23 protein-coding genes are annotated in these 22,891 nt (G+C 69.0%); 16 read left to right on the top strand and 7 right to left on the bottom strand.

The genetic code is table 11. From position 1 onward, the window contains the following. Positions 1 to 129: 129 nt before the first annotated feature. On the top strand, positions 130 to 1,746 hold the full coding sequence (locus K3M35_RS04165; RefSeq protein WP_308257051.1) for a substrate-binding domain-containing protein: 1,617 nt from the start codon (positions 130 to 132) through the stop codon (positions 1,744 to 1,746). Here K3M35_RS04165 and K3M35_RS04160 read toward each other — a convergent pair. Then, positions 1,715 to 3,052, bottom strand: coding sequence for an amino acid permease (locus tag K3M35_RS04160; protein WP_220577881.1), 1,338 nt, complete (start codon positions 3,050 to 3,052; stop codon positions 1,715 to 1,717). The genes K3M35_RS04165 and K3M35_RS04160 overlap by 32 nt on opposite strands. A 107-nt stretch (positions 3,053 to 3,159) precedes the next feature. Further along, positions 3,160 to 4,113 (bottom strand): 2,3,4,5-tetrahydropyridine-2,6-dicarboxylate N-succinyltransferase, encoded by a 954-nt coding sequence (gene dapD / locus K3M35_RS04155; RefSeq protein ID WP_006550566.1) that lies wholly within the window; start codon positions 4,111 to 4,113, stop codon positions 3,160 to 3,162. Positions 4,114 to 4,211: 98 nt separating this feature from the next. Between dapD and dapE the strand changes: the two genes are divergently transcribed. The 10 genes from dapE (at position 4,212) to K3M35_RS04105 (ending at position 12,854) form a co-directional block, all read left to right on the top strand. After that, positions 4,212 to 5,288, top strand: coding sequence for a succinyl-diaminopimelate desuccinylase (gene dapE, locus K3M35_RS04150; protein WP_006550565.1), 1,077 nt, complete (start codon positions 4,212 to 4,214; stop codon positions 5,286 to 5,288). 10 nt (positions 5,289 to 5,298) lie between these two features. Further along, positions 5,299 to 6,102, top strand: coding sequence for a TIGR00730 family Rossman fold protein (locus K3M35_RS04145; protein WP_006550564.1), 804 nt, complete (start codon positions 5,299 to 5,301; stop codon positions 6,100 to 6,102). Then, positions 6,096 to 6,656 (top strand): TIGR00730 family Rossman fold protein, encoded by a 561-nt coding sequence (locus tag K3M35_RS04140; protein WP_019288053.1) that lies wholly within the window; start codon positions 6,096 to 6,098, stop codon positions 6,654 to 6,656. Before K3M35_RS04145 ends, K3M35_RS04140 begins: the two co-directional genes overlap by 7 nt. A gap of 148 nt (positions 6,657 to 6,804) precedes the next feature. Further along, entirely contained in the window at positions 6,805 to 8,556 is a 1,752-nt protein-coding gene (locus tag K3M35_RS04135; protein ID WP_219130441.1) for a long-chain-acyl-CoA synthetase, read from the top strand. 18 nt (positions 8,557 to 8,574) lie between these two features. Further along, positions 8,575 to 9,495 carry a dihydropteroate synthase gene (gene folP, locus K3M35_RS04130; RefSeq protein WP_220666023.1) on the top strand — a complete coding sequence of 307 codons (921 nt, stop codon included), beginning with the start codon at positions 8,575 to 8,577 and terminating at the stop codon, positions 9,493 to 9,495. Next, complete coding sequence (locus tag K3M35_RS04125; RefSeq protein WP_024103435.1) at positions 9,492 to 10,409, top strand: glucosyl-3-phosphoglycerate synthase; 918 nt, start codon at positions 9,492 to 9,494, stop codon at positions 10,407 to 10,409. The genes folP and K3M35_RS04125 overlap by 4 nt, the downstream gene beginning before the upstream one ends. Before the next feature lie 57 nt (positions 10,410 to 10,466). Then, a complete protein-coding gene (locus K3M35_RS04120; RefSeq protein ID WP_024103436.1) occupies positions 10,467 to 10,910 on the top strand; it encodes a DivIVA domain-containing protein in 444 nt (147 codons plus the stop codon). Further along, positions 10,907 to 11,557 (top strand): DNA-3-methyladenine glycosylase I, encoded by a 651-nt coding sequence (locus K3M35_RS04115; RefSeq protein ID WP_248846205.1) that lies wholly within the window; start codon positions 10,907 to 10,909, stop codon positions 11,555 to 11,557. Before K3M35_RS04120 ends, K3M35_RS04115 begins: the two co-directional genes overlap by 4 nt. Positions 11,558 to 11,708: 151 nt before the next feature. Then, a complete protein-coding gene (locus K3M35_RS04110; protein ID WP_006554284.1) occupies positions 11,709 to 11,876 on the top strand; it encodes a DUF3117 domain-containing protein in 168 nt (55 codons plus the stop codon). An 84-nt stretch (positions 11,877 to 11,960) separates the two neighbouring features. Then, positions 11,961 to 12,854: a putative RNA methyltransferase gene (locus K3M35_RS04105; protein WP_064060627.1), complete on the top strand. Its 894-nt coding sequence runs from the start codon at positions 11,961 to 11,963 to the stop codon at positions 12,852 to 12,854. Here the strand turns inward: K3M35_RS04105 and glgA are convergent. Next, a complete protein-coding gene (glgA, locus tag K3M35_RS04100; protein WP_006554286.1) occupies positions 12,841 to 14,013 on the bottom strand; it encodes a glycogen synthase in 1,173 nt (390 codons plus the stop codon). The genes K3M35_RS04105 and glgA overlap by 14 nt on opposite strands. Before the next feature lie 113 nt (positions 14,014 to 14,126). Between glgA and glgC the strand changes: the two genes are divergently transcribed. After that, on the top strand, positions 14,127 to 15,341 hold the full coding sequence (gene glgC, locus K3M35_RS04095) for a glucose-1-phosphate adenylyltransferase (RefSeq protein ID WP_006554287.1): 1,215 nt from the start codon (positions 14,127 to 14,129) through the stop codon (positions 15,339 to 15,341). Positions 15,342 to 15,375: 34 nt separating this feature from the next. Here glgC and K3M35_RS04090 read toward each other — a convergent pair whose 3' ends face one another. Further along, positions 15,376 to 16,011 (bottom strand): O-methyltransferase, encoded by a 636-nt coding sequence (locus tag K3M35_RS04090; RefSeq protein WP_006554288.1) that lies wholly within the window; start codon positions 16,009 to 16,011, stop codon positions 15,376 to 15,378. Between the two features lie 317 nt (positions 16,012 to 16,328). Here K3M35_RS04090 and sigE point away from each other — a divergent pair, with 317 nt between their 5' ends. The 4 genes from sigE (at position 16,329) to tatB (ending at position 19,497) form a co-directional block, all read left to right on the top strand. Then, the gene (gene sigE, locus K3M35_RS04085; RefSeq protein WP_039586309.1) at positions 16,329 to 16,952 is read left to right on the top strand and encodes an RNA polymerase sigma factor SigE; all 624 of its coding nucleotides are present in this window, start codon (positions 16,329 to 16,331) and stop codon (positions 16,950 to 16,952) included. A 16-nt stretch (positions 16,953 to 16,968) separates the two neighbouring features. Further along, positions 16,969 to 17,301: an anti-sigma factor gene (locus tag K3M35_RS04080; RefSeq protein WP_019288062.1), complete on the top strand. Its 333-nt coding sequence runs from the start codon at positions 16,969 to 16,971 to the stop codon at positions 17,299 to 17,301. Positions 17,302 to 17,383: 82 nt separating this feature from the next. Further along, the gene (locus K3M35_RS04075; RefSeq protein ID WP_039586307.1) at positions 17,384 to 19,000 is read left to right on the top strand and encodes a S1C family serine protease; all 1,617 of its coding nucleotides are present in this window, start codon (positions 17,384 to 17,386) and stop codon (positions 18,998 to 19,000) included. 92 nt (positions 19,001 to 19,092) lie between these two features. After that, positions 19,093 to 19,497, top strand: a complete 405-nt coding sequence (tatB, locus tag K3M35_RS04070; RefSeq protein ID WP_064060624.1) for a Sec-independent protein translocase protein TatB — start codon at positions 19,093 to 19,095, stop codon at positions 19,495 to 19,497. Positions 19,498 to 19,560: 63 nt separating this feature from the next. On the opposite strand, the gene K3M35_RS04065 is transcribed toward tatB, so the two are convergent. The 3 genes from K3M35_RS04065 to K3M35_RS04055 form a co-directional block, all read right to left on the bottom strand. Next, positions 19,561 to 20,694: an Mrp/NBP35 family ATP-binding protein gene (locus K3M35_RS04065; protein ID WP_064060671.1), complete on the bottom strand. Its 1,134-nt coding sequence runs from the start codon at positions 20,692 to 20,694 to the stop codon at positions 19,561 to 19,563. 102 nt (positions 20,695 to 20,796) lie between these two features. After that, a complete protein-coding gene (locus K3M35_RS04060; protein WP_006554294.1) occupies positions 20,797 to 21,663 on the bottom strand; it encodes a lytic transglycosylase domain-containing protein in 867 nt (288 codons plus the stop codon). Between the two features lie 222 nt (positions 21,664 to 21,885). Then, a complete protein-coding gene (locus K3M35_RS04055) occupies positions 21,886 to 22,815 on the bottom strand; it encodes a hypothetical protein (RefSeq protein WP_064060623.1) in 930 nt (309 codons plus the stop codon). Positions 22,816 to 22,891 lie beyond the last annotated feature (76 nt).

Raw genomic sequence — 22,891 nt, 5'->3', positions numbered from 1 at the left:
AGGCGTGCCGGTCTATATCATCGGTCTCGGGCGACCGAGGGGCGTCACCCGGAGTGAGCACGAGGGGGCCGACGCATGGCGGGGGAGTCCGGACCGTCCGAGTCGGGTCCGCCGAGCCGTCGTGGCGGCGTGAGTGGGGATGCACGGCCGGGCGGGGGTCGGGCGCGCTGGTTTGTCGTCGCCGTGATCCTCGTCCTCGCGGCCGGATCCGTCGCCTTCCTGTTCGTGGAGCGGCGGAGTGGGTGCGACGACTCCGAGCACTACACCGTGGCGGTCACCGCCGACCTCGCACCGGTGATCGAGGGGACCTCGGTATCCGGATGTACGGAGTTCGAGGTCGTCGAACAGGAACCGGGGGAGGTGTCGGCGCGACTGGCGACCGACGACGTTCCCGACCTGTGGCTCCCGGCGGGCGGTTGGTGGGCGTCGTGGGCGGGTGAGACCGCCACGGGCCCGGTGCGCACGGTGTCGACACCGCTGGCCACCACGCCCCTCGTGATCGCGGGTGCGCCGGGCACCGTCGAACCGGCGGCCGACTGGCAGGAGGCCCTGTCCGATCCCGGTCTCGTCTTCGGCAATCCATTGCGCTCCGGTCCCGCGGCAGGTGCCATCCGCGCCGTGCTGGCCGAGGCCGCCGACGATCCCGTCGCGATGGGCACGGTCCGTCCCGTCATGGCGCCGCTCGCCGAGCGGGAGGGGGTTCGCGACGAGGAGGTACCTACCGGATCGACCTTGCTCGAGGAGACCGTCGCCGATGGTGGGACGGTGGTGAGCACCGAACAGCAGGTCGAGACCTATCGCAGCGTCCACAAGCGCGAACTGGGCATCGAGGTACCCGTCACCGGGACGCTGCTCGTGGACTATCCGGTGGTCGTGACGGCGCGCGGAGAACGGCACGACGCCGCGGCGGCGGCCGCCACGGCGCTGACCGACGCGCTGCACACATCCGAAGGACTCGACAGGCTGACCCGTCACGGCTTCCGGGACGGAGGCGGACGACCCCTGCCCGACGGCCGCGGTGTGGGAGCGGTGCCGGTGCTCGAACTCGACGACGAGACCGTCGCCGAGGAGGCGATGAACGTGTGGGCGTTGCAGGCGCTTCCCGTGCGCACCGTGTTCGCGGTGGACGTCTCCGCGTCGATGAACCGTAATCTCGGCGACGAGAGTCGGATCGAACTGGTCCGGCGCGCCGCGACCGCCGCCAACGAGGTCCTGCCCGGGAACGTCTCAGCGGGCCTGTGGTTCTTCGGTGGGGGAGTGAGCGACTACGCCACATTGCCGAACGACCGCGCCGAGGCAACGGGGGACTACATCGTGGCGGCACCGATCCGGCGCTTCGATGCGGTGGTGGACGACGGTACCCAACGCGACCTGCTCACCTCGCTCGTCGCGCAGATGGCCGGTACGGCCGACGAGACCACCGCGCTCTACGACACGATCCTCGCGGCCTTCCGGTACGTGCAGGACAGCTACGATCCGCGCGCGGCCAACAGTGTCGTCGTGGTGACCGACGGCGCCGACAACGGTTCCGCGATGTCGAAGGACGAACTGCTCGCGGTCCTCTCGAACGAGAACGATCCGTCCAGGCCGGTACGGATCGTGACGATCGGACTCGGTGAGGACGTGGACACCGCAACCCTCGAGCAGATCGCCGCGGCGACCGGAGGGGTGAGCTACCGGACGAGCGATCCGCTCGACATCACCGAGCTCGTGCTCACTGCGCTGGCCGATCGGACGGGTGGCTGACCGTCTTGTCGTCGTGGGTGCGGTGCCAGAGCAAGCCGAGCGCCGTGATGATCAGGAACAGCACGAAGGTCGACGCGAGCTGGACCCGGGCCGCGCTGTCGGACAGCATCAGCACGATGAAGCCGATGAGCATCGCGAGCGTGAACCAGCTGAGATAGGGGAACAGCCACATGCGCAGGCGGATGGTGCCTTCGCGCTCGAACTTGCGGCGCAGCCGCAGATGCGAGACGACGATGAACAACCAGATCGCGATGAGCGCCGATCCGACCGCGTTGAGCAGGATCCCGAGGATGGTGTCGGGCAGCAGCCAGTTGAGCCACACGCTGACGAAGCCGAAGAACACCGAGACGAGCACCGCGTTGCGGGGCACTCCGTGGTGGGTGAGCTTACTGAGCCAGGCCGGTCCGTCGCCGCCGCGTGCCAGCGAGTAGGCCATGCGGGAGGTGCCGTAGACGTTGGCGTTGAACGCCGACAGCAGCGCGATCACCACGACGAGTTCCATGAAGCCGGACACGTAGGGGATGCCGGCGATGTCGAGCACCGAGACGAACGGGGAGGTCTCACCGCTCGCCGCGGTCCACGGCAGCACGAGCACCATGATCGAGATCGACCCGAGGTAGAAGACCGAGATCCGCCAGACGACACTGCGCACGGCCGTCGCGATGGACCGTTCCGGATCCTTCGATTCGGCCGCGGCGATCGTGACGATCTCGATGCCGCCGAACGCGAAGGCCACCGCGAGCAGACCGGCCGCGACACCGGCGATCCCGTTGGGCGCGAAACCGTCGCCGTCGCCGAGCAGGTGCGTGGTGCCGACGGGTTCGGTGCCCGGAAGCAGACCGAACACGAGCAGGATGCCGATCACCAGGAACCCGAGGATGACCGCGACCTTCAGTGCCGCGAACCAGAACTCGAACTCACCGAAGTTGGCGACCCTCGCCAGATTGACCACCGCGAAGAAGGTGACGAACACCAGCGCGACCACCCATTGGGGTACGCCCGGCAGCCACGACTGCACGATCGCGGAGGCACCGGTGATCTCGACACCGAGCACCATGATCAGCATGAACCAGTACAGCCACCCCATGCTGAATCCGGCCCAGCGGCCGATTCCGATGCGCGCGTAGTGCGAGAACGAACCGCTCACCGGCAGCGCGGCACCCATCTCGCCGAGCATGCGCATCACGAAGATGATCATCACGCCGGCGAGCAGGTACGAGACGATGATGGCCGGACCGGCTGCGGCGATACCCACTCCGGAACCGAGGAACAGGCCCGCGCCGATGGCGGAGCCGAGTCCCATCATGGTCAGATGGCGGACCTTCAGGCCGCTCCCGAGATGTTCGGCCTCGGACGCGGGCCGCTGGGTTTCACTCACAGTTTCTCGGTTCCGAATCTGTTGTGGGTGCAGAGTCAGTCGTTGGCGTGCAGAGCCGCGTTCAGTTCGACTCCGCTGCCCTTGTTCGGCACGACCTCGACCGCGCCGCTCACCGAGTTGCGTCGCAGCAGGAGGTTGGACGCGCCGCTGAGGGTCGCGGCCTTTACGACGGTGCCGTCAGGGCCGGTGACCTTGGTACCGGCGGTGACGTACAGGCCGGCCTCGACGATGCAGTCGTCGCCGAGCGAGATGCCCACGCCCGCGTTCGCACCGAGCAGGCAGCGCTTGCCGACGGAGATGACCTCCTTGCCGCCACCGGAGAGGGTGCCCATGATCGAGGCGCCTCCACCGACGTCGGAACCGTCGTCGACGACGACACCCGCGGAGATGCGGCCCTCGACCATCGAGTTGCCGAGCGTGCCGGCGTTGAAGTTGACGAAGCCCTCGTGCATCACGGTGGTGCCGGACGCGAGGTGCGCACCGAGGCGGACGCGGTCGGCGTCGGCGATGCGGACACCGGCCGGAACGACGTAGTCGACCATGCGGGGGAACTTGTCGACACCGAAGACTGTCACCGGTCCGCGGATGCGCAGACGGGAGCGCACGGTCTCGAAGTTCTCGAGCGAGCACGGGCCGTAGTTGGTCCACACGACGTTCGCGAGCATGCCGAAGATGCCGTCGAGGCTGAGCCCGTGCGGCTGGACGAGACGGTGCGACAGCAGGTGCAGGCGCAGGTAGACGTCGTGAGTGTCGACGGGCGGCTTCGACAGGTCCGCGATGTCGGTGCGCACCACGACCTGCTGGACCTCGCGCGCCTCATCGTGACCGGCGAGCAGGGCGAGATCGGACGGGATGTCCGTGCCCTCGAGTCGCGTCGTTCCGGTTTCGCTCGGCTCGCCGAGGGCGGGTGCCGGGTACCACGTGTCGAGGACGGTCCCGTCCTCCGTGATGTTCGCGATGCCTACTGCTGATGCTCCGTGTGCACTCACGGGTGAGAAGCGTACGCGAGGCGGTCCTGCGCCTGTGTCCCCCCTGAGAAAATCGTGTGCGGGGTCTGAGGAACAGGCGCGTTTCGTATCGTGCAGGTATGCCCGTACCGCAGCTGGACCTGCACGCCGACCCCGTCGAACTGACCGCCGCGCTCGTCGACATCCCGAGCGTGTCGCAGAACGAGACGCTCATCGCCGACGCCGTGGAGACGGCCCTGCGCGAGCAGACCGACGGCTTCGAGGTCGTGCGCAACGGCAACTGTGTCCTGGCGCGGACGAACCGCGGACTCGGCAGCCGTGTGATGCTCGCCGGCCACCTCGACACCGTCCCGATCGCCGACAACGTGCCGTCGCGGCGCGACGGCGACCTGATGTGGGGCTGCGGCACCTCCGACATGAAGGCCGGCGACGCCGTCTTCCTGCACCTCGCGGCGACCGTCACCGATCTCGCTCACGACCTGACGATCGTGATGTACGACTGCGAGGAGATCGCGGCCGCGTACAACGGGCTCGGACGGATCGAGACCGAACTGCGCGACTGGCTCGACGCGGACGTCGCGATCCTCGGCGAACCCACCTCGGGTGAGATCGAGGCCGGTTGCCAGGGCACCCTGCGGGTGCGCATCACGACCGACGGTGTGCGGGCGCATTCGGCGCGCTCCTGGCTCGGCGACAACGCGATCCACAAGCTTGCTCCCGTGCTCGACCGTCTGGCCCGCTACGAGGCACGGTCGGTCGACATCGACGGTTGTGTGTACCGGGAAGGACTGTCGGCCGTGCACATCGAGGGCGGTGTCGCCGGCAACGTGGTGCCCGACGCCGCTGCGCTCGACGTGAACTTCCGGTTCGCCCCGGATCGCAGCCCCGACGACGCACTCGCGCACGTCCGCGAGGTCTTCGACGGTCTCGCGATCTCGATGGAACTCACCGACATGTCACCCGGCGCGCTGCCCGGACTGTCGAACCCGGCCGCGGCGGCGCTCGTCGAGGCCGCGGGCGGGAAGTTCCGGGCCAAGTACGGCTGGACCGACGTCTCGCGGTTCGCCGCGCTGGGGATTCCGGCCGTCAACTACGGGCCGGGCGACCCGAACCTCGCGCACAAGCGCGACGAGCACGTCGAGGTCGGGCGGATCACCGAGGTGACCTCCGTTCTGCGCTCCTATCTCACCCGATAACGTGGCCGCCATGTCCGGCGACAACTCCTCCTCCGAACGCGGCTCCCGGCGCGAGGTCGTGCACCAGGGCCCGGTGCAACTGCGCGGCTCTCTCGCCCGCGAGGCGACGACGATGGACCAGCGGCTGCTCGATCGCCGCGGCCCGTCCGACTGGGTGCACACCGATCCGTGGCGTGTGCTGCGGATCCAGAGCGAGTTCGTCGAAGGCTTCGGTGCGCTCGCCGAGGTGCCCCGCGCCGTCACCGTCTTCGGATCGGCGCGCACCCCGGCCGGTCACGAGGAGTACGAGATCGGCCGCGAGCTCGGCGCCGCACTCGTCCACGCCGGATACGCCGTCGTCACCGGTGGCGGTCCGGGCGCGATGGAGGCGGCCAACCGCGGTGCCAGCGAGGCCGGGGGACTGTCGATCGGACTGGGGATCGAGCTGCCCTTCGAACAGGGCCTCAACGAGTGGGTCGATCTCGGCCTGAACTTCCGGTACTTCTTCGCGCGCAAGACGATGTTCGTGAAGTACTCGCAGGCGTTCGTGTGCCTGCCCGGGGGCTTCGGGACGCTCGACGAGCTGTTCGAGGCACTGACCCTCGTGCAGACCCGCAAGATCACGCAGTTCCCGATCGTGCTGTTCGGTTCGGAGTACTGGAACGGTCTGGTGGGCTGGCTGCGCGAGACCCTGGTCCGCGGCGGCAAGATCTCGCCCGCCGACCTCGACCTCCTCTTCGTCACCGACAGCGTCGAGGAGACGGTGGACATCATCCTCGAGGCGCATCGCGGCGAGGACGAGAACGAACTGTACGGAAACGGGAGTGGATGGTAACCGAAGCTCTGTCGGTCTGTGTGTACTGCGCGTCGGGCCCTGTCGACCAGAAGTTCCTCGAACTCGCCGCCGCTGTCGGCACCGAGATAGGCCGACGGGGCTGGCAGCTGGTCTCCGGCGGCGGCAACGTATCGATGATGGGCGCGGTCGCCGACGCGGCCCGCGCGGCCGGCGCTCACACGATCGGGGTCATTCCGAAGGCACTCGTGCACCGCGAGGTCGCGGACGTCGACGCCGACGAGTTGATCGTCACCGAGACGATGCGCGAGCGCAAACGCATCATGGAGGACCGCGCCAACGCCTTCCTGACCCTGCCCGGCGGCATCGGAACCCTCGAGGAACTGTTCGAGACGTGGACCGCGGGGTATCTCGGTATGCATGACAAGCCGGTCGTCCTGCTCGATCCCACGGGCCACTTCGACGGCCTGCTCGGCTGGCTCGGGTCGATGGTCGACACCGGCTTCGTCGCGCAACGCGCACTCGACGGTCTCGCGGTCACCACCGACCTCGCCGACGCGCTCGACCGTTGCGCTGCGCCGTACGCGACGGTCTGAGGTGTTCCACTTCGCCGCGCGCTTATCTACTCTTCGGTAAGTTCGGGGGAACGCCGTGGGTGTCGCCCGAGCGAGCCCGCCCGTCCCCAACGTCGCCGTGAGGAAATCTGTCGTGACCACTCGATCCGATCGAGGCTATGTCCCCGTCGTGTCCCTGCCCGGACTCGTCTCGAAACTGCCCCGGATGGCTACCGATCTCCCCATCGTGCTGCGCGGAGCAGCCGGGATGACCCGGAAGCCGACCGCCCGCGAGACGATCGGGTCGGTCTTCCAGAAGCTCGCCGAGCGTCACCCGGAGCGGCCCTTCATCCGGTTCGAGGGAGCCTCCATCGGGTACGGCGAGGCCAACGCGCAGGTCAACCGGTACGCAGCGGTGCTCGCCGATCGCGGTGTCGGCATGGGCGACGTCGTGGGCATCCTCATGGGCAACCGGCCCGAGACCCTGCTGGTCGCGCTGGCCGCGGTCAAGCTCGGTGCGGCCGCCGGCATGCTCAACATCAACCAGCGTGGTGAGGTGCTCGAGCACAGCCTGTCGCTGCTCGACAGCGCCGCCCTCGTGATCGGGGAGGAGTGCGAGGAGGCCGTCGACTCTCTCGGTGGCGAGCCGCAGGCCCGCACCGTGCTGCGCTTCGACGATCTCGACACCGCCGCCCGCGACGCCGACGCGTCGAATCCCGCAGTCACCGAGGAGCTGCAAGCGTCCGAGACGGCCTACTACATCTTCACCTCCGGCACGACAGGACTGCCGAAGGCCAGCCGCATGACGCACTTCCGGTGGCTGAAGTCGATGTCGGGCCTGGGCAGCCTCGGCGTGCGCCTGCGCCGGACCGACGTCCTGTACTCCTGCCTGCCGCTCTATCACAACAATGCCCTCACGGTCGCGTTGTCCTCGGTGCTCGCCGCCGGCGCCACGCTCGGGCTCGGCCGGAAGTTCTCGGCGTCCAACTTCTGGAACGACGCGGAGCGCAACGGCGCCACGGCCTTCATCTACATCGGCGAGATCTGCCGCTACCTGCTCAACCAGCCGCCGCGGGAGGACGACGCCGACCACGGGATCCGCCTCGCCGTCGGCAACGGTCTGCGCGCAGAACTGTGGGACGAGTTCACCGAACGCTTCGGTATCGACCGCGTCGCGGAGTTCTACGGTGCGAGCGAATGCAACATCGCCTTCATCAACGCGCTCGACCAGAAGCGCACCGCCGGCATCTGCCCGCTGCCCTACGCCGTCGTCGAGTACGACCCCGATTCGGGCCAGGCACGTCGCGGCGACGACGGCCGGTTGAAGAAGGTCGGCAAGGGCGAGGTCGGACTGCTCCTCGCGAAGGTCACCTCCCGCGCACCCTTCGACGGGTACACCGATCCCGAGGCCACCGAGAAGAAGCTGCTCCGCGACGCGTTCTCCGACGGCGACGTCTGGTTCGACACCGGCGACCTCGTCCGCAATCAGGGATGGATGCACGTCGCGTTCGTCGACCGGCTCGGCGACACTTTCCGGTGGAAGGGCGAGAACGTCGCGACCACGCAGGTCGAAGCCGCGGTGTCGTCGCACGAGACGATCGCCGAGGCCGTCGTCTACGGCGTCGAGGTCGACGGGGCCGACGGCCGCACCGGGATGGCCGCGATCACCTTGAAGGAGGGCGCCGAGCTCGACGGAGCGGCGCTCGCGAAGTCGCTGCACGACGCGTTGCCGGACTACGCGGTTCCGCTGTTCGTCCGCATCGTCGACGAGCTCGAGTACACGACGACCTTCAAGAGCAGGAAGGTCGATCTGCGCAAGCAGGGCTACAGCGAGACCGGTGAGGACGAGGTGTACGTCCTCGCGAGTCGCAGCGAGGGTTACCGGCCGATCTTCGACGGCTTCGTCGACGGCGTCGCGCGAGGAGAATTGCCCGGTCGCTGAGCATGTCAGGATGGGATCATGAGCGGCCCCGCGACCGATGTCGACGAGCAGACCCCCGTGACCCGTCCCGGTCCGGCACCGTCCACCCTGTGCGGGCGCCCCGTCGCCACCGACAGGGCGCTCGTCATGGCGATCGTCAACCGCACCCCGGACTCGTTCTACGACCGGGGAGCGACCTTCGAGGACGACGTGGCGCTCGCGGCCGTCGACCGCGCAGTGGCCGAGGGTGCCGACCTCGTCGACATCGGCGGGGTGAAGGCCGGGCCGGGTGAGGTCGTCGACAGCGACGAGGAGATCCGGCGCGTCGTGCCGTTCGTCGCCGCGATCCGCGAGCGCTATCCGGATGTGCTCATCAGCGTCGACACCTGGCGCAGCGAGGTCGCGCGTCGCGCTGTGGGCGAAGGCGCCGATCTGATCAACGACACGTGGGCCGGTGCCGATCCCGAGCTCGTCGCGGTCGCCGCGGAACTCGGGGCCGGCATCGTCTGCTCCCACACGGGCGGCGCCGTCCCGCGCACCCGCCCGCACCGTGTGCGGTACACCGACGTCGTCGGGGAGGTGGTGCGGGAGGTCGTCGCGGCCGCGGATGCCGCCGCCCGCGCCGGCGTCGCGAGCGACTCGATCCTCATCGACCCGACCCACGATTTCGGAAAGAACACCCATCACGGACTCGCTCTGTTGCGGCACGCGGACGTTCTTGTAAAAACCGGGTGGCCTGTGCTTATGGCGCTGAGCAACAAGGACTTCGTGGGGGAGACTCTGGGAGTCGAACTCGCCGACCGGTTGGAGGGCACATTGGCAGCGACAGCTCTGGCGGCAGCGGCCGGCGCACGAATGTTCCGGGTACACGAGGTGGCAGCCACACGTCGGGTGGTCGACATGGTCGCGGCGATCGCGGGCACACGCCCGCCGGCGCGCACGGTGAGGGGGTTGGCATGAGTGCACCTGCACGCACGTGGAACGAAGCCAACAGCTGGGATCGGCCCGCCTGGGCGATCGACGAGCTGATCGCGGCCAAGGCCGGCCGCACAGTGACCGTGGTGCTGCCCGCCCTCAACGAGGAGGAGACCGTCGCGAGTGTGATCGACACGATCCACCCGCTGCTCGGTGGTCTCGTGGACGAACTGGTGGTCCTCGATTCGGGTTCCACCGACGAGACCGCCACCCGGGCGCGGGCGGCGGGTGCCCGTGTCATGTCCAGGGAGGAAGCGGTGCCGGGCATCGAACCGGTCCCCGGCAAGGGGGAGGTGCTGTGGCGGTCGCTTGCGGCGACCTCCGGCGACATCATCGCCTTCGTCGACTCCGATCTGATCGATCCCGATCCGGCCTTCGTGCCGAAACTGCTCGGACCCCTGCTGCTCGGCGACGGTGTGCACCTCGTCAAGGGGTACTACCGGCGCCCGCTGCGCACCGGTGGGGGCGAGGACGCCCACGGCGGTGGCCGCGTCACCGAGCTTGTCGCACGGCCGCTGCTCGCGGCACTGCGACCGGAGCTGACCTGCGTGCTGCAACCGCTCGGCGGTGAGTACGCGGGGACGAGGGAACTGCTCGAGTCGGTCCCGTTCGCACCGGGTTACGGGGTGGAGATCGGGTTGCTGCTCGACACCTACGACCGGTTCGGTCTCCACGCGATCGCGCAGGTCAACCTCGGGGTCCGCAAGCACCGCAACCGGCCGCTGTCCGAACTCGGGGCGATGAGCCGGCAGATCGTGGGCACGATGCTCGCGCGCTGCGGGATCCCCGATTCGGGTGCGCCGCTCACCCAGTTCCTGGTGGAGGGCGATGCGTTCGTGCCGTTCGACACCTCCGTCGATCTCACCGACCGCCCCCCGATGGTGACGGTCACCGGCTGACCCGACCGTCCGGCACCGGTCCCGGCCGGTGTCGGCCGCTCGTGCCAAGATCGGAGCATGCTCACGGTTCTGCTGTACGTGCTCGTGATGGCGGGCGTCGCCGCGGTGCTGTTCTTCGTCGCGAGCGCCGTCTTCGGCCGGGGCGAGACGTTGGCGCCGCTGCCTCCGGGCACCACCGTCACGGTGTTGCCGGCCACCGACGTCACCGGCACCGACATCCGCGACCTGCGGTTCCAACAGACCGTGCGGGGTTACAAGATGAGCGAGGTCGACTGGGCGCTCGATCGTCTCGCCCGCGAGGTCGACGATCTGCGGGTCCGCCTCGCCGACGCCGAGGCCCGCGCAGAGGAGCCGCCGGTCGACGGCACCGGAAAGGTCGACGGCACCGGAAAGGGCGGCGGGGCAGAAGACGTCGGAGCAGAGGACGTCGGAGCAGCCGACGTCGATGGGGAGAACGTCGCCGAGCGGGCTTCGTCGGAGTCGACGGGGGAGTCACGATGACGGCAGACGGGCAGGGTCCCGTGGTCGATACCGACGGGCAGGGTCCCGTGGTCGATACCGACGGGCAGGGTCCCGTAACCGATACCGACGACCGCGTGCGGTGCCCGTGGGCCGTCGACGGTCCCGGTTCGTCGCTCTACCGCGACTATCACGACTACGAGTGGGGTCGGCCGCTCCACGGCCGCGACGAGATGTTCGAGCGGCTCTCCCTCGAGGCATTCCAGTCGGGACTGTCGTGGCTGACGATCCTGCGCAAGCGGGAGGCCTTCCGCGCGGCTTTCCACGGCTTCGACGTCGAGGCGGTCGCCCGCTTCACGGAGGCCGACGTCGAGAGGTTGCTTGTCGACTCCGGCATCGTGCGCAACCGCCGCAAGATCGAGGCGGTGATCGCCAACGCGCGGGCCGTGCTCGAACTGTCCACCGATCTCGACGAGCTGCTGTGGTCGTTCGCACCGCCGCGACGCGCGCGACGTTCGGTGACGGTCGAGGAGATTCCGGCGGTGACGCCGGAGTCCACGGCGATGGCCCGTGAGCTGAAGCGCCACGGCTTCCGTTTTGTGGGCCCTACCACTGCGTATGCGCTGATGCAAGCTACCGGAATGGTCGACGATCACCTCGAATCGTGCTGGGTGTCACTCGACTCGTAGAACCCGGAGGAGTGTCTTACCCAGGAGTCAGCTACGCGCACGTATTCCGGATAGGGAAGAATGAGAAGGTGCGCGTCGCCGCGACCGGCGATGCAACCACACGGTAACCCACGCGCCCGGCGGTCGGGTGCAGATTTGGAGGGAGCAGAGGATGGCGGCCATGAAGCCCCGGACCGGGGACGGTCCCCTCGAAGCAACCAAAGAGGGACGAGGAATCGTCATGAGGGTTCCACTCGAGGGCGGCGGACGTCTGGTCGTCGAGCTCACGCCGGAAGAGGCTGCGGCACTCGGCGACGAACTCAAGAGTGTCACCAGCTGATCGGCCCCTCTCAGGGCACTCCGGGCCCCGCGCTCCTCGGCGCGCGGGGCCCGGTGTCGTCCTGAGAGCAGGATCGGAGGCGCGATGCTCGCCGACGTGATCGATCTTCTCGCGTGCCCTCACTGCGAGTCCGCGCTCGACCTCGACGACAACGTCGTGGTGTGCGATCGCGGGCACAGCTTCGACGTTGCACGTCAGGGCTACGTGTCGCTGCTCGCCGGCGGTTCGACGCCGTTCACCGGCGACACCGCCGACATGATCGCGGCCCGCGCCGATTTCCTCGGTGCCGGGCACTACGACCCGATCCGGCGCGCGGTGGCCGACGCATGCCTCGACACCGCCGATACGGTGGACACCGATGCGGTAGTCGCAGCCGCCGACGCTGTGATCCTCGAGGTCGGGGCCGGTACGGGGCAGTACCTCGCGTCCGTGCTCGACGCCCTGCCGGCGGCGCGCGGCATCGGGCTCGACGTCTCCAAGCCCGCGGTGCGGCGCATCGCCCGCAGTCATCCGCGGACCGGAGCGATCCTCGCCGATGCGTGGCAACGACTGCCTGTGAAGTCGGCATCGCTCACCCACGTGCTGTCGGTGTTCGCGCCCCGCAACGCCGCCGAGAGTCATCGCGTGCTCGTCCCCGGAGGAACGCTCGTGGTTGCTACACCCACCTCGGAGCATCTGCGCGAACTGGTCGCGTTGCCCGGCATGGTGAGTGTGGACGGCCGGAAGACGGAGCGGCTCTCGTCCGCGCTGTCGGGACGTTTCGAGCGAACGGGACGGACGGACGTGCGCTTCACGGCCGCACTCCCGTGCGAGGCGCTCGGTCTCGTCGCGGGGATGGGACCGTCCGCCCATCATGTGACGTCCGACCGGCGTGCGGAGTTGCTGGCCTCCCTGCCCGATCCGTTCGAGGTGACGGTCTCGGTCACCGTCACCTCGTGGCGACGGGTCGAGACGGCCGACGAACCTAGCGCGTCGTGAGCACCTGCTGGTAGACGGCGACGGTCTGGCGGGCGATCTGCGCCCACGAGAACTCGTTGACAGCGCGGTCGCGTCCGGCCCGGCCCCACCGGGCGGCACGGTCGCGGTCGCGCGCGACGTCGTCGATCGCATCGGCGAGCGCACGCTCGTAGGTCTCGGTGTCGAAGGCGTCGTAGTGCACCAATCGCCCGGTGACCCCGTCCTGCACGACCTCCGGGATGCCTCCGACGTCGGACGCCACCACGGCGGTCTCGCAGGCCATCGCCTCGAGGTTGACGATCCCCAGCGGCTCGTACACCGACGGACAGACGAAAACCGTTGCAATCGAGAGTAGTTCGCGGACCGATTCGGTGGGCAGCATCTCGCGTACCCAGTGCACCCCGTCACGGGCGTCCTGCAGGGCGGTCACCGCCCGTTCGGTCTCCGCGGCGATCTCGGGGGTGTCGGGCGCGCCGGCACACAGGACGAGCTGGATGTCGGGGTCGAGATGGTGCGCCGCGGCGATCAGGTGCCCGACGCCCTTCTGCCGGGTGATGCGGCCGACGAATACGACGATCGGACGATCCGGATCGAGACCGATGCGGGTGACGACGGACTCGTGGCCGGGCTCGGCCGGGCCCGGATGCCAGACGGTGGTGTCGATCCCGTTGCGCACCACGTGGACCCGAGCGGGATCGACGAACGGATAGGCGTCGAGCACGTCGAGGCGCATCCCGTCGCTGACCGCGATGATCGCGTCGGCGTACCGGACGGCGTTGCGCTCGGACCAGGAGGAGATGCGATAACCGCCCCCGAGTTGCTCGGCCTTCCACGGCCGTCGGGGTTCGAGGGAGTGCGCGGTGAGGATGTGCGGGACGTCGTGGAGTTCGGCGGCCAGATGACCGGCCAGCCCGGTGTACCAGGTGTGCGAGTGCACCACGTCGACTCCGGCCGCGGCGTGCGCCATGCGCAACCCGGCCGACAGGGTCGTCAGGGCAGGATTGGCATCGCGCAGTGCCGGGTCGGGGGAGTGCACGAACGCGGTATCGCGCGGTGCGCCCGTGCAGTGCACGTCGACCTCGACCAGTCGACGCAGTTGTTCGACGAGTTCGGTGACGTGGACCCCTGCCCCGCCGTACACCTCAGGCGGATACTCCCGCGTCATCATTGCCACCCTCACCGCCTCAAAGTAGCGGGCCGCGCAGGTTCCGGCCACCCGGCCCCGACACTCCGAAGGGCGTCGAGATCGCGCTTCGCTGGCGGCGGCCTGGGTCGGGGGATAGGTTGAAGCGTGTGAGGAGCCAGCCCCATGTGCTTGGAATCGTTCTCGCCGGCGGCGAGGGCAAACGTCTGTATCCGCTGACCGCGGACAGAGCCAAGCCGGCAGTGCCGTTCGGGGGCGCATACCGCCTCATCGATTTCGTGCTCAGCAATCTCGTGAATGCCGGTTACCTGCGCATCTGCGTTCTCACGCAGTACAAGTCGCACTCCCTCGACCGGCACATCTCGCAGACCTGGCGCCTCTCCGGCTTCACCGGTGAGTACATCACCCCGGTGCCGGCCCAGCAGCGGCTCGGTCCACGCTGGTACACCGGCAGCGCCGACGCGATCCTGCAGTCGCTCAACCTGGTCTACGACGAGGATCCCGAGTACATCGTGGTCTTCGGCGCCGACCACGTGTACCGGATGGACCCCGAGCAGATGGTGCGCCAGCACATCGAGTCGGGCGCCGGTGTCACCGTCGCCGGTATCCGCGTCCCGCGCAGCGAGGCATTCGCGTTCGGCTGCATCGACAGCGACGAGAGCGGCAGGATCACCCAGTTCCTCGAGAAGCCCGCTCATCCGCCCGGGACACCCGACGACCCCAACGTCACGTTCGCGTCCATGGGTAACTACGTCTTCACCACGAAGGTCCTCGTCGAGGCGCTGCGGGCCGACTCGGAGAATCCCGACTCCGACCACGACATGGGGGGCGACATCATCCCGGCGCTCGTCGAGCGGGGCGAGGCTCACGTCTACGACTTCAACGACAACGTCGTCCCGGGCGCGACCGAACGCGATCGTGCCTACTGGCGCGACGTCGGTACGCTCGACGCCTTCTACGACGCTCACATGGACCTCGTGTCGGTCCACCCGATCTTCAATCTCTACAACCGGCGCTGGCCCATCCGCGGTGCCGCCGAGAACCTGCCGCCCGCGAAGTTCGTGCAGGGCGGTCTGGCGCAGGAGTCGATCGTCGGCGCCGGCAGCATCCTGTCGGCCGCCACGGTCCGCAACTCGGTGCTCAGCTCGAACGTCATGGTCGACGACGGCGCGACCGTCGAGGGCAGCGTGCTCATGCCCGGTGTGCGCATCGGCAAGGGTGCGGTCGTGCGACGAGCGATCCTCGACAAGAACGTCGTCGTCGGCGACGGCGAGATCATCGGCGTCGACCTCGAGCGCGACCGTCAGCGGTTCGCGGTGAGCAACGGCGGTGTCGTCGCCATCGGCAAGGGCATCTGGATCTGAGAGCGTGCTGCCCGCCCGGAGGCGGCTGCGCGGATCAGCTGAGGCGCACCGCGCAGAGCAGGCCGTCGCCGAGCGGCAGGACCACCGGAGCGAGACGCTCGTCGTCGGACACCGCGCGGGTCGCCTCGCGCACCGCGAGCACCGTTGCGTCGCGGGCAGCGGGGTCGGCGACGCGTCCGTCGAGCAGGGCGTTGTGCAGCACGATCACCCCACCCGGCCGGAGCAGACGCACCCCTTCGCGCACGAAGTGCGGATGGTCGGCCGGGGTCGCATCGACGAAGACCATGTCGTAGCCGGAGTCGGCGAGTCGCGGCAGCACGTCCAGCGCGCGGCCGTTGATGAGCCGGGTGCGCGACGCCACGACACCCGCCTCGCGGAAGGCGATCTTCGCGGCCCGCTGATGCTCCGGCTCGCTGTCGATGGTGGTGAGCACGCCGTCCTCGCGGAGGCCGTGCAGCAACCACAGTCCGCTCACACCCGCACCGGTCCCGATCTCCACTACCGTCCTGGCGTCGAGCATGCGGGCGAACATCGCGAGGGCGGCTCCGACGGAGGGGGACACCGGGTCGGCGCCCAGATCTTCGGCACGGTCACGCGCCGCGGCGAGCTCGTCGTCCTCGACGACGATGTTCTCGGCGTGGGTCAGGATGCGATCGGCGTTGGTCTGCACCTCACTGAGGCTATCCTCGGCGATTCGTTCGCGCAGGCAGGCGCGCACGGAGTGGTGCCGCCAGTTGTGTGATTCAGGCGGATGACCACGCCCGAACCGATTTTCTCAGGGACGTTTCAGGTTACTCATACGGCGGCCACATCGCCGCGAGGAAAACTGACAATCGGCGAACCGGACGATCGCACCGGTTCACGACTTCGAGGACGCACCGCTCTCGGGGAACGCTCCTGTGAAGGAATATTCCCTGCAGATCGAGTGTTGATAGGCCCTGAAGCCAGTACCACTGCGGTCCCGACGAGGAGGATCCACCGATCCACATGACCCGAGCCCACACTGTTCCCGAGAACGACGCCTCGGCGCTCGAGGCGGACCTGAGCGGCACCGCGGCGTTCGACGCCACCGGGGACCACGCGGCCATGCCGTCGTGGGACGAACTCGTTCGTGAGCACGGCGACCGCGTCTACCGCCTCGCCTACCGTCTTTCCGGCAACGCCCAGGACGCCGAGGATCTCACGCAGGAGACCTTCATCCGCGTCTTCCGGTCGTTGCAGAACTACCAGCCCGGCACTTTCGAGGGTTGGTTGCATCGCATCACCACGAACCTCTTCCTGGACATGGTGCGCCGCCGGAACCGCATCCGGATGGAAGCGCTCCCGGAGGACTACGATCGTGTACCGGCCGCAGGGCCGAACCCCGAGGAGATCTACCACGACGCGCGTCTCGGCGCCGACCTGCAGTCCGCTCTGGACTCGCTCGGACCCGAGTACCGTGCCGCGGTGGTGCTCTGTGACATCGAAGGTCTGTCCTACGAGGAGATCGGTGCCACACTGGGGGTGAAACTCGGTACGGTGCGTAGTCGTATCCACCGAGGCCGCCAGGCACTCCGCGAGTACCTGCGCGAGCATGGAAAGGTCGAAAACGGTCGCGTCGATGCGGGGTAGCCGCCGGGAGGTAGTGATGACGATGGTGCAACCACCTCGCAGGTTCGGCTCCACGGAACACCTCGCCAGCGAGGCAATTGCCGCATTCGTCGACGGCGAACTGCGCATGGCGGCCTACATGCGGGCCGCCCAGCATCTGTCGATGTGTCCGGAGTGTGCCGCCGAGGTCGAAGCCCAGCAGCAGGCCCGCCACGCACTGCGGTCCGCTGCCGATCACATACCGCGTATGCCGAGTTCACTGCGCGGTACGCTCAGCAACATCCCGTCCCACCTGTGCGACCCGACCCCGCGCCCTCAGGCGGAGGAAGGCTTCGCCGCGCGCCGCTGGTCGATTCTCCGGCGCCGGTGACCGGACGGGCGGTAACAGGTGATCCGATGCCATCGGTGATACTGGGCTGCGTGACGGACCTAGACGGGGGAGACGGGCACGCGTGACGGCCGAATCTGCGCAGCACACCGGACGGCGGGGCGGCGACGATCGTCGTCGCGACGACGAGCTGCCCCATGCCTCGTCGGGTAAGGACTCCTCGGGCGGAGACTCGTCCGGCAGAGGCTCGTCCGGCAACGCCTCGTCGGGTCTCCCCGACGGAGCGATCGCGCGCCCCGACGACGCTCCCCGTCTCGAACCGCGGCCCGTCTACCGGCCCACCGTCGACCCGGCATCGGCCCGTGTCTTCGGGCGCCCGGCCGGCGCCGAGGGATCGTTCGACTCCTCGGCCCATCCCCGCGTCGTCGACCCGCGCGTCCAGCAGGCACCTCCGACCGATGCGATCCTGGCCGAGGCCTACGGACGGCCGTCCGACGTCGACGAGACGCTCCAGCGTCCCCCTTCGCAGCCCGCGGCCGAGACCGAGGACGACACCGAACCCGATCCCTGGCGCGACCCCGACTCAGCGGTGCGGCTCGGTCCGCCCCTGGCCGGGCAGACCGAGGAGAAGGAACTTCCTCCGGCTCCCGGACTGACCCTGCGTGAGGTGTTGTTCGACCGCCGCGTCCAACCCCGCGCACTCGCGACCCTGGCCGCTGTGGCTGTCGTGATCGGCATGGTCGGCGGACTCGTCGTCGCGCTCGCGACCGCCGACAACGGTTCGCTGACCAGTCGCGGAGTGACGCTGAGCCAGTCGGGTCCCGACGAGGAACTGCCCACCGGCGCGGTCGCGCGTGTCGCCGACACCGTGCTGCCCGCGGTCGTCTCCATCCAGACCACCGTCGGCGGCGACGCCGGCACCGGCTCGGGCGTGGTGATCGACGGTGCCGGTTACATCGTCACCAACAACCACGTCGTTTCGATGGCCGCCGGCAATCCCGATGCGAAGGTACAGGTCACCTTCGATGACGGCACGAAGGTGCCCGCCTCGATCGTCGGACGCGACATCAAGACCGACTTGGCCGTGCTCGCCGTCGAGAACGTCGACAACCTGGTCGTCGCCGAGCTGGGCCGCTCCGAGGACGTCCAGGTGGGCGAGGACGTCGTCGCGGTCGGTTCGCCGCTCGGCCTGAGCAAGACCGTCACCCGCGGCATCGTCAGCGCGCTGCACCGGCCCATGCGGCTCAGCGGGCAGGGCACCGACACCGACGCGGTGATCGACGCAGTCCAGACCGACGCCTCGATCAACCCCGGCAACTCCGGCGGCCCCCTCATCGACATGGAGGGTCGCGTGATCGGTATCAATTCCGCGATCAAGTCGGAGACCGGCGGTTCGGTGGGCCTGGGCTTCGCGATCCCCATCGACGACGTCACCGAGGTGGCGCAGGAGCTGATCCGCACCGGCGAGATGCGGCACCCCGACATCGGCGTGAACGCACGCTCGGTGGTCAACGACGTCGCGAGCGGCGCGGAGGTCGCCAACGTCCGTCAGGACAGCCCGGCCCAGCGCGCCGGCATCGTCGAGGGCGACGTCATCGTCAAGGTCGGCGACCGCGAAGTCACCAGCGCCGACGAGCTCGTCGTGGCGGTCCAGCAGCAGGAGATCGACGAACCGATCACCGTCCAGCTCGTGCGCAATGGCCGTCTCGTCGACGTCGAGGTCACCCCAGTCTCCGACTGAGCGGCCCCTGTCTCGGACAGAACGTCCCAGCCGTGTGATGTGACCTTCCACGTAGGTGCTGCGATCCGGACGAGACCACGTACCCTGGATGCGTGTTCGGCAACATCGGTTGGGGCGAGTTCCTGGTACTCATCGTGGCGGCCCTCGTGGTCCTCGGCCCGGAGCGCCTCCCCGGCGCCGTCTCGTGGGTGGCCAAGTCGCTGCGTCAGGTACGCGACTACGCCACGGGTGCGCGCGACCAGCTCGAGCAGGAACTCGGACCGGAGTTCGACGACCTGCGGCAACCGCTGTCCGAGCTGAACCAGCTGCGCGGCATGACACCGCGGGCCGTGATCACGAAGCATCTGCTCGACGGCGACGACTCGATCCTCACCGGCAATTTCGACAAGCCGTCCTCGGCGGCTCCGGGAACGCCCACCAACGGCGCGGCCCGGCCGAACCTGTCGAAGCCGCTCGCTCCGGACGAGAAGCCGCCGATCGATCCCGACGCCACCTGACAGCTTTCCTACGATCGAGCCCCCGCCGTGAAGCACGGCGGGGGCTCGATCGATATCGGGTTCTTACAGGTGACGCGTGGTGTCGATTCCCAGCGACATGCCGGCCAGTCCGCGCCTGCGCACGGCGAGCTTGTCGGAGATCTCCTCGAGCGCCACGGCGGGTGCCGAGTCGGGCGCCGCGAGGACGATCGGGGTACCGGAGTCGCCGGCCTCGCGCACTGCCGGGTCGAGCGGGATCTGGCCGAGCAGCGGCACCGTCGCGCCCACCGCGCGGGTGAGCCGCTCGGCGACGGCCTGACCGCCGCCGCTGCCGAAGACGTCCATTCGGGTGCCGTCGGGCAGCTCGAGCCACGACATGTTCTCCACCACGCCGGCGATGCGCTGACGCGTCTGCAGCGCGATGGAACCGGCGCGCTCGGCGACCTCGGCGGCTGCCTGCTGCGGCGTCGTCACGACGAGGATCTCGGCGTTGGGGATCAGCTGCGCGACGGAGATGGCGACGTCACCCGTGCCGGGCGGCAGGTCGAGGAGCAGGACGTCGAGGTCGCCCCAGAAGACGTCGGCGAGGAACTGCTGCAGCGCGCGGTGCAGCATCGGGCCACGCCACACCACCGGGGTGTTGCCGTCGGTGAACTGGGCGATGGAGATCGTCTTCACGTCGTGCGCGATCGGCGGCATGATCATCCGCTCGACCTGCGTGGGCTTGGCGGACGTGCCGAGCATGCGGGGGATCGAGTGACCGTAGATGTCGGCGTCGAGCACACCCACCGACAGTCCGCGCGCGGCCATCGCCGCGGCGAGATTGACGGTGACCGACGACTTGCCGACACCACCCTTGCCGGAGGCCACCGCGTAGACGCGCGTGAGCGAACCGGGCTGGGCGAACGGGATGACGGGCTCGGTGGAGTCGCCGCGCAGCGACTTGCGGAGCTCGGTGCGCTGCTCGTCGCTCATCACGTCGAGGGTCACCCGGACCTCGCCCACGCCGGCGACGTCGGCGACGGCCTTGGTGACGCGCTCCGAGATCTCGGTGCGCATGGGGCACCCGGCGGTGGTCAGATAGATCGCCACATCGACGCTGCTGTCGGCGCCGATCTCGATGCTCTTGACCATTCCGAGATCGGTGATGGGCTTGCGGATCTCCGGGTCCTGGACCCGTGCGAGCGCACTGCGGACGTCGGACTCACTGACTGCCATGACGCCCATGGTAGGCGGCACGCCGCTCGCGACCGGATACGGGTCGACGGTGACCCGACGACCGCCTTCGGTCCGGGGTGACCCGACGACCCTCTCCGGACCTCAGTGGATGCGGGGGAGATCCGCGGGGCTCGGGTCGATGCCGGTGGAGTAGGCCGTCGACCAGGCGAGCACGTTCGCCACGTAGGCCATCGAGTTGTTGTAGCGGTGGATCGCCTTCGTCGAGTGCGCGAGGTTGCGCATGTCGAGGCCACCGTCGCACAGGTACTTCGCGGTGGTGAGCGTCGAATCGTACAGGTTCTGGGGATCGGAGACTCCGTCGCCGTTGCCGTCGCCCGCGTACTGGTTCCACGTGGTGGGGATGAATTGCATCGGCCCGACCGCGCGGTCGTAGACGGTGTCGCCGTCGAGGGCGCCGCCGTCGGTGTCGTGGATGACGGCCTGGCCGGGCAGGCTGCCGTTGAGCGGCAGTCCGATGACGGGCTCGAGCAGGTTGCCCTTGGCGTCGGCATGACCACCGTTGGCGTGTCCGGACTCGACGCGGCCGATGCCGGCGAGGAGCGTCCAGTGCATGCCGCAGGCGGGATTCTCCTCGGCGAGGATGCGCTCGGCGTTGCGGTAGGCGGCGTAGTTTATGCCGGGGATGCCGAGGGGGCCCTCGTGGAGGACCTCGGGCTCGGGTTCCGGCTGGGGGGCGGCCTTGAAGGTGCGCACGGGTGCCGGTTCGGGCTCGAGCATGATCGTCTGCACGGCGGCGACCGCTTCGGGAATCGCGTTCGCGAGGTCGGCCGAGTCGGTCGACGACGCCGTCGGCTCGGTCTCGTGGTGAGCTGCACCCATCAGCGCTCGCGGCGACGCACCCGCGGTGGTCGCGGCTGCGGCGACCAGTCCGACCGGAACGAGTCCGGTCATCGCGATGACGGAATTTCGCCGAAGCTTCGAATCCGACGGTTTGGCGTGGCGGCCCAATGGATAACCCTCCCTCGGGTGCCTCGGAACGAGACACCTTCGTTACGTGCCGGGCCGAGGCTACAGCATTCGATGCCTTTCCGTTACTCAAACGTGATGTAACGGGGGTGTATGCGTACTGCTGTGGCCCGTCCGTGCTGGTCCGGTGGGTCGGGTGGGGTGAAAGAAAAAGATGACGACACGCGTGTCGCGCGTGGCGTCACCTCACGTGTGTGCCGGGAGTTACTCGCAGAAGGCGGGCACCAGGCAGGGGAGTTCGGGCAACTCCGGCATCGGCGGCGGAGCCGGGATGTTCTGTTCGGGTGCCTGCTGAGCCGGAGTGTCGGCGGGCGCTTGCTGGGCCGGCTGAGGTGTCGCCTCCGGAGCGGGCGCGGTGACCGCCGGAGCCGGCGCGGGGGCCGCGACATCCGCGGCGTTCGGAACGGGCCGCGCCGGGATCGGAGCGAGATCGGCGGGAGCCACCTCGGCGGCCTTCGAATACGCACCGGACCAGTGCCGGACGTTCGCCAGATAGTCCGGTGACGGATCGACCGACGCCACCGCCCGCGCCTCCCCGTCCGGCTCGCGCAGGTTTCCGCCCTCCGCGCACATCCGGGCACCGGCGGCCAGGGTCGCGTCGAAGATGTTCTGTGGATCGGCGGTGCCGTCCGCGTTGCCGTCGGCCGAGTACTGCTCCCACACCGCGGGGGCCAGGCGCATCGGCCCGAGCAGCCCCTCCGGGGTGACGACCGGCGCGGTCAGCGTGCCCAGGATGTCGGTGCGTCCCCCGTCCGCGTGTCCGGAGTTCAGGCGCCCGACGGCGGCGAGCAGATTCCACGGCAGGCCGCACTCGGGAGAGTCGATGGCCAGCTGCATCTCGGCCGCGCGATAGGCGTAGAAGACGAGTTCGGGGATCGCGAGCGGCCCGTCGCCGAGGGCCGCCGCACCCCCTGCCGCGGCCACGGCGTCGGGCGGAAGCTGGGTGAGCGGGTCGCTCGGGCTGCGCAGCGGTTGCGCCTCGCGCATCTCGCCGGGGAGCACGCCCACCGCCGGAGCGGCGCTCGGCTCGGTCTCGGCGGACGTCGTCTCCGCCACCACCGTCGCCGACGACGCTGTCGCCGCGAGTCCGGCAGCGACGATCACCGGCATCGCCAGCGCGACCTTCCACCGCACGCGATCACCCTCCTCCGATCGTCCGTCCGACTGATGTGACGAAGGTTACAGAAGGGTGTCGGGTTGTGTGCAACGG

Source organism: Rhodococcus sp. DMU2021, assembly GCF_019641445.1.
Classification (GTDB): domain Bacteria; phylum Actinomycetota; class Actinomycetes; order Mycobacteriales; family Mycobacteriaceae; genus Rhodococcus; species Rhodococcus pyridinivorans.
This window is presented reverse-complemented; position numbering and strand designations above follow the sequence as displayed.

What these genes read in the sequence shown, in the direction of transcription:
- K3M35_RS04160 (WP_220577881.1), bottom strand. Translation starts at nt 3,052, where the DNA reads ATGATGGGACTCGGCTCCGCCATCGGCGCGGGCCTGTTCCTCGGTTCC.
- dapE (WP_006550565.1), top strand. Translation starts at nt 4,212, where the DNA reads ATGCCCGTACCGCAGCTGGACCTGCACGCCGACCCCGTCGAACTGACC.
- K3M35_RS04145 (WP_006550564.1), top strand. Translation starts at nt 5,299, where the DNA reads ATGTCCGGCGACAACTCCTCCTCCGAACGCGGCTCCCGGCGCGAGGTC.
- K3M35_RS04140 (WP_019288053.1), top strand. Translation starts at nt 6,096, where the DNA reads ATGGTAACCGAAGCTCTGTCGGTCTGTGTGTACTGCGCGTCGGGCCCT.
- folP (WP_220666023.1), top strand. Translation starts at nt 8,575, where the DNA reads ATGAGCGGCCCCGCGACCGATGTCGACGAGCAGACCCCCGTGACCCGT.
- K3M35_RS04125 (WP_024103435.1), top strand. Translation starts at nt 9,492, where the DNA reads ATGAGTGCACCTGCACGCACGTGGAACGAAGCCAACAGCTGGGATCGG.
- K3M35_RS04120 (WP_024103436.1), top strand. Translation starts at nt 10,467, where the DNA reads ATGCTCACGGTTCTGCTGTACGTGCTCGTGATGGCGGGCGTCGCCGCG.
- K3M35_RS04115 (WP_248846205.1), top strand. Translation starts at nt 10,907, where the DNA reads ATGACGGCAGACGGGCAGGGTCCCGTGGTCGATACCGACGGGCAGGGT.
- K3M35_RS04110 (WP_006554284.1), top strand. Translation starts at nt 11,709, where the DNA reads ATGGCGGCCATGAAGCCCCGGACCGGGGACGGTCCCCTCGAAGCAACC.
- K3M35_RS04105 (WP_064060627.1), top strand. Translation starts at nt 11,961, where the DNA reads ATGCTCGCCGACGTGATCGATCTTCTCGCGTGCCCTCACTGCGAGTCC.
- sigE (WP_039586309.1), top strand. Translation starts at nt 16,329, where the DNA reads ATGACCCGAGCCCACACTGTTCCCGAGAACGACGCCTCGGCGCTCGAG.
- K3M35_RS04080 (WP_019288062.1), top strand. Translation starts at nt 16,969, where the DNA reads ATGACGATGGTGCAACCACCTCGCAGGTTCGGCTCCACGGAACACCTC.
- K3M35_RS04065 (WP_064060671.1), bottom strand. Translation starts at nt 20,694, where the DNA reads ATGGCAGTCAGTGAGTCCGACGTCCGCAGTGCGCTCGCACGGGTCCAG.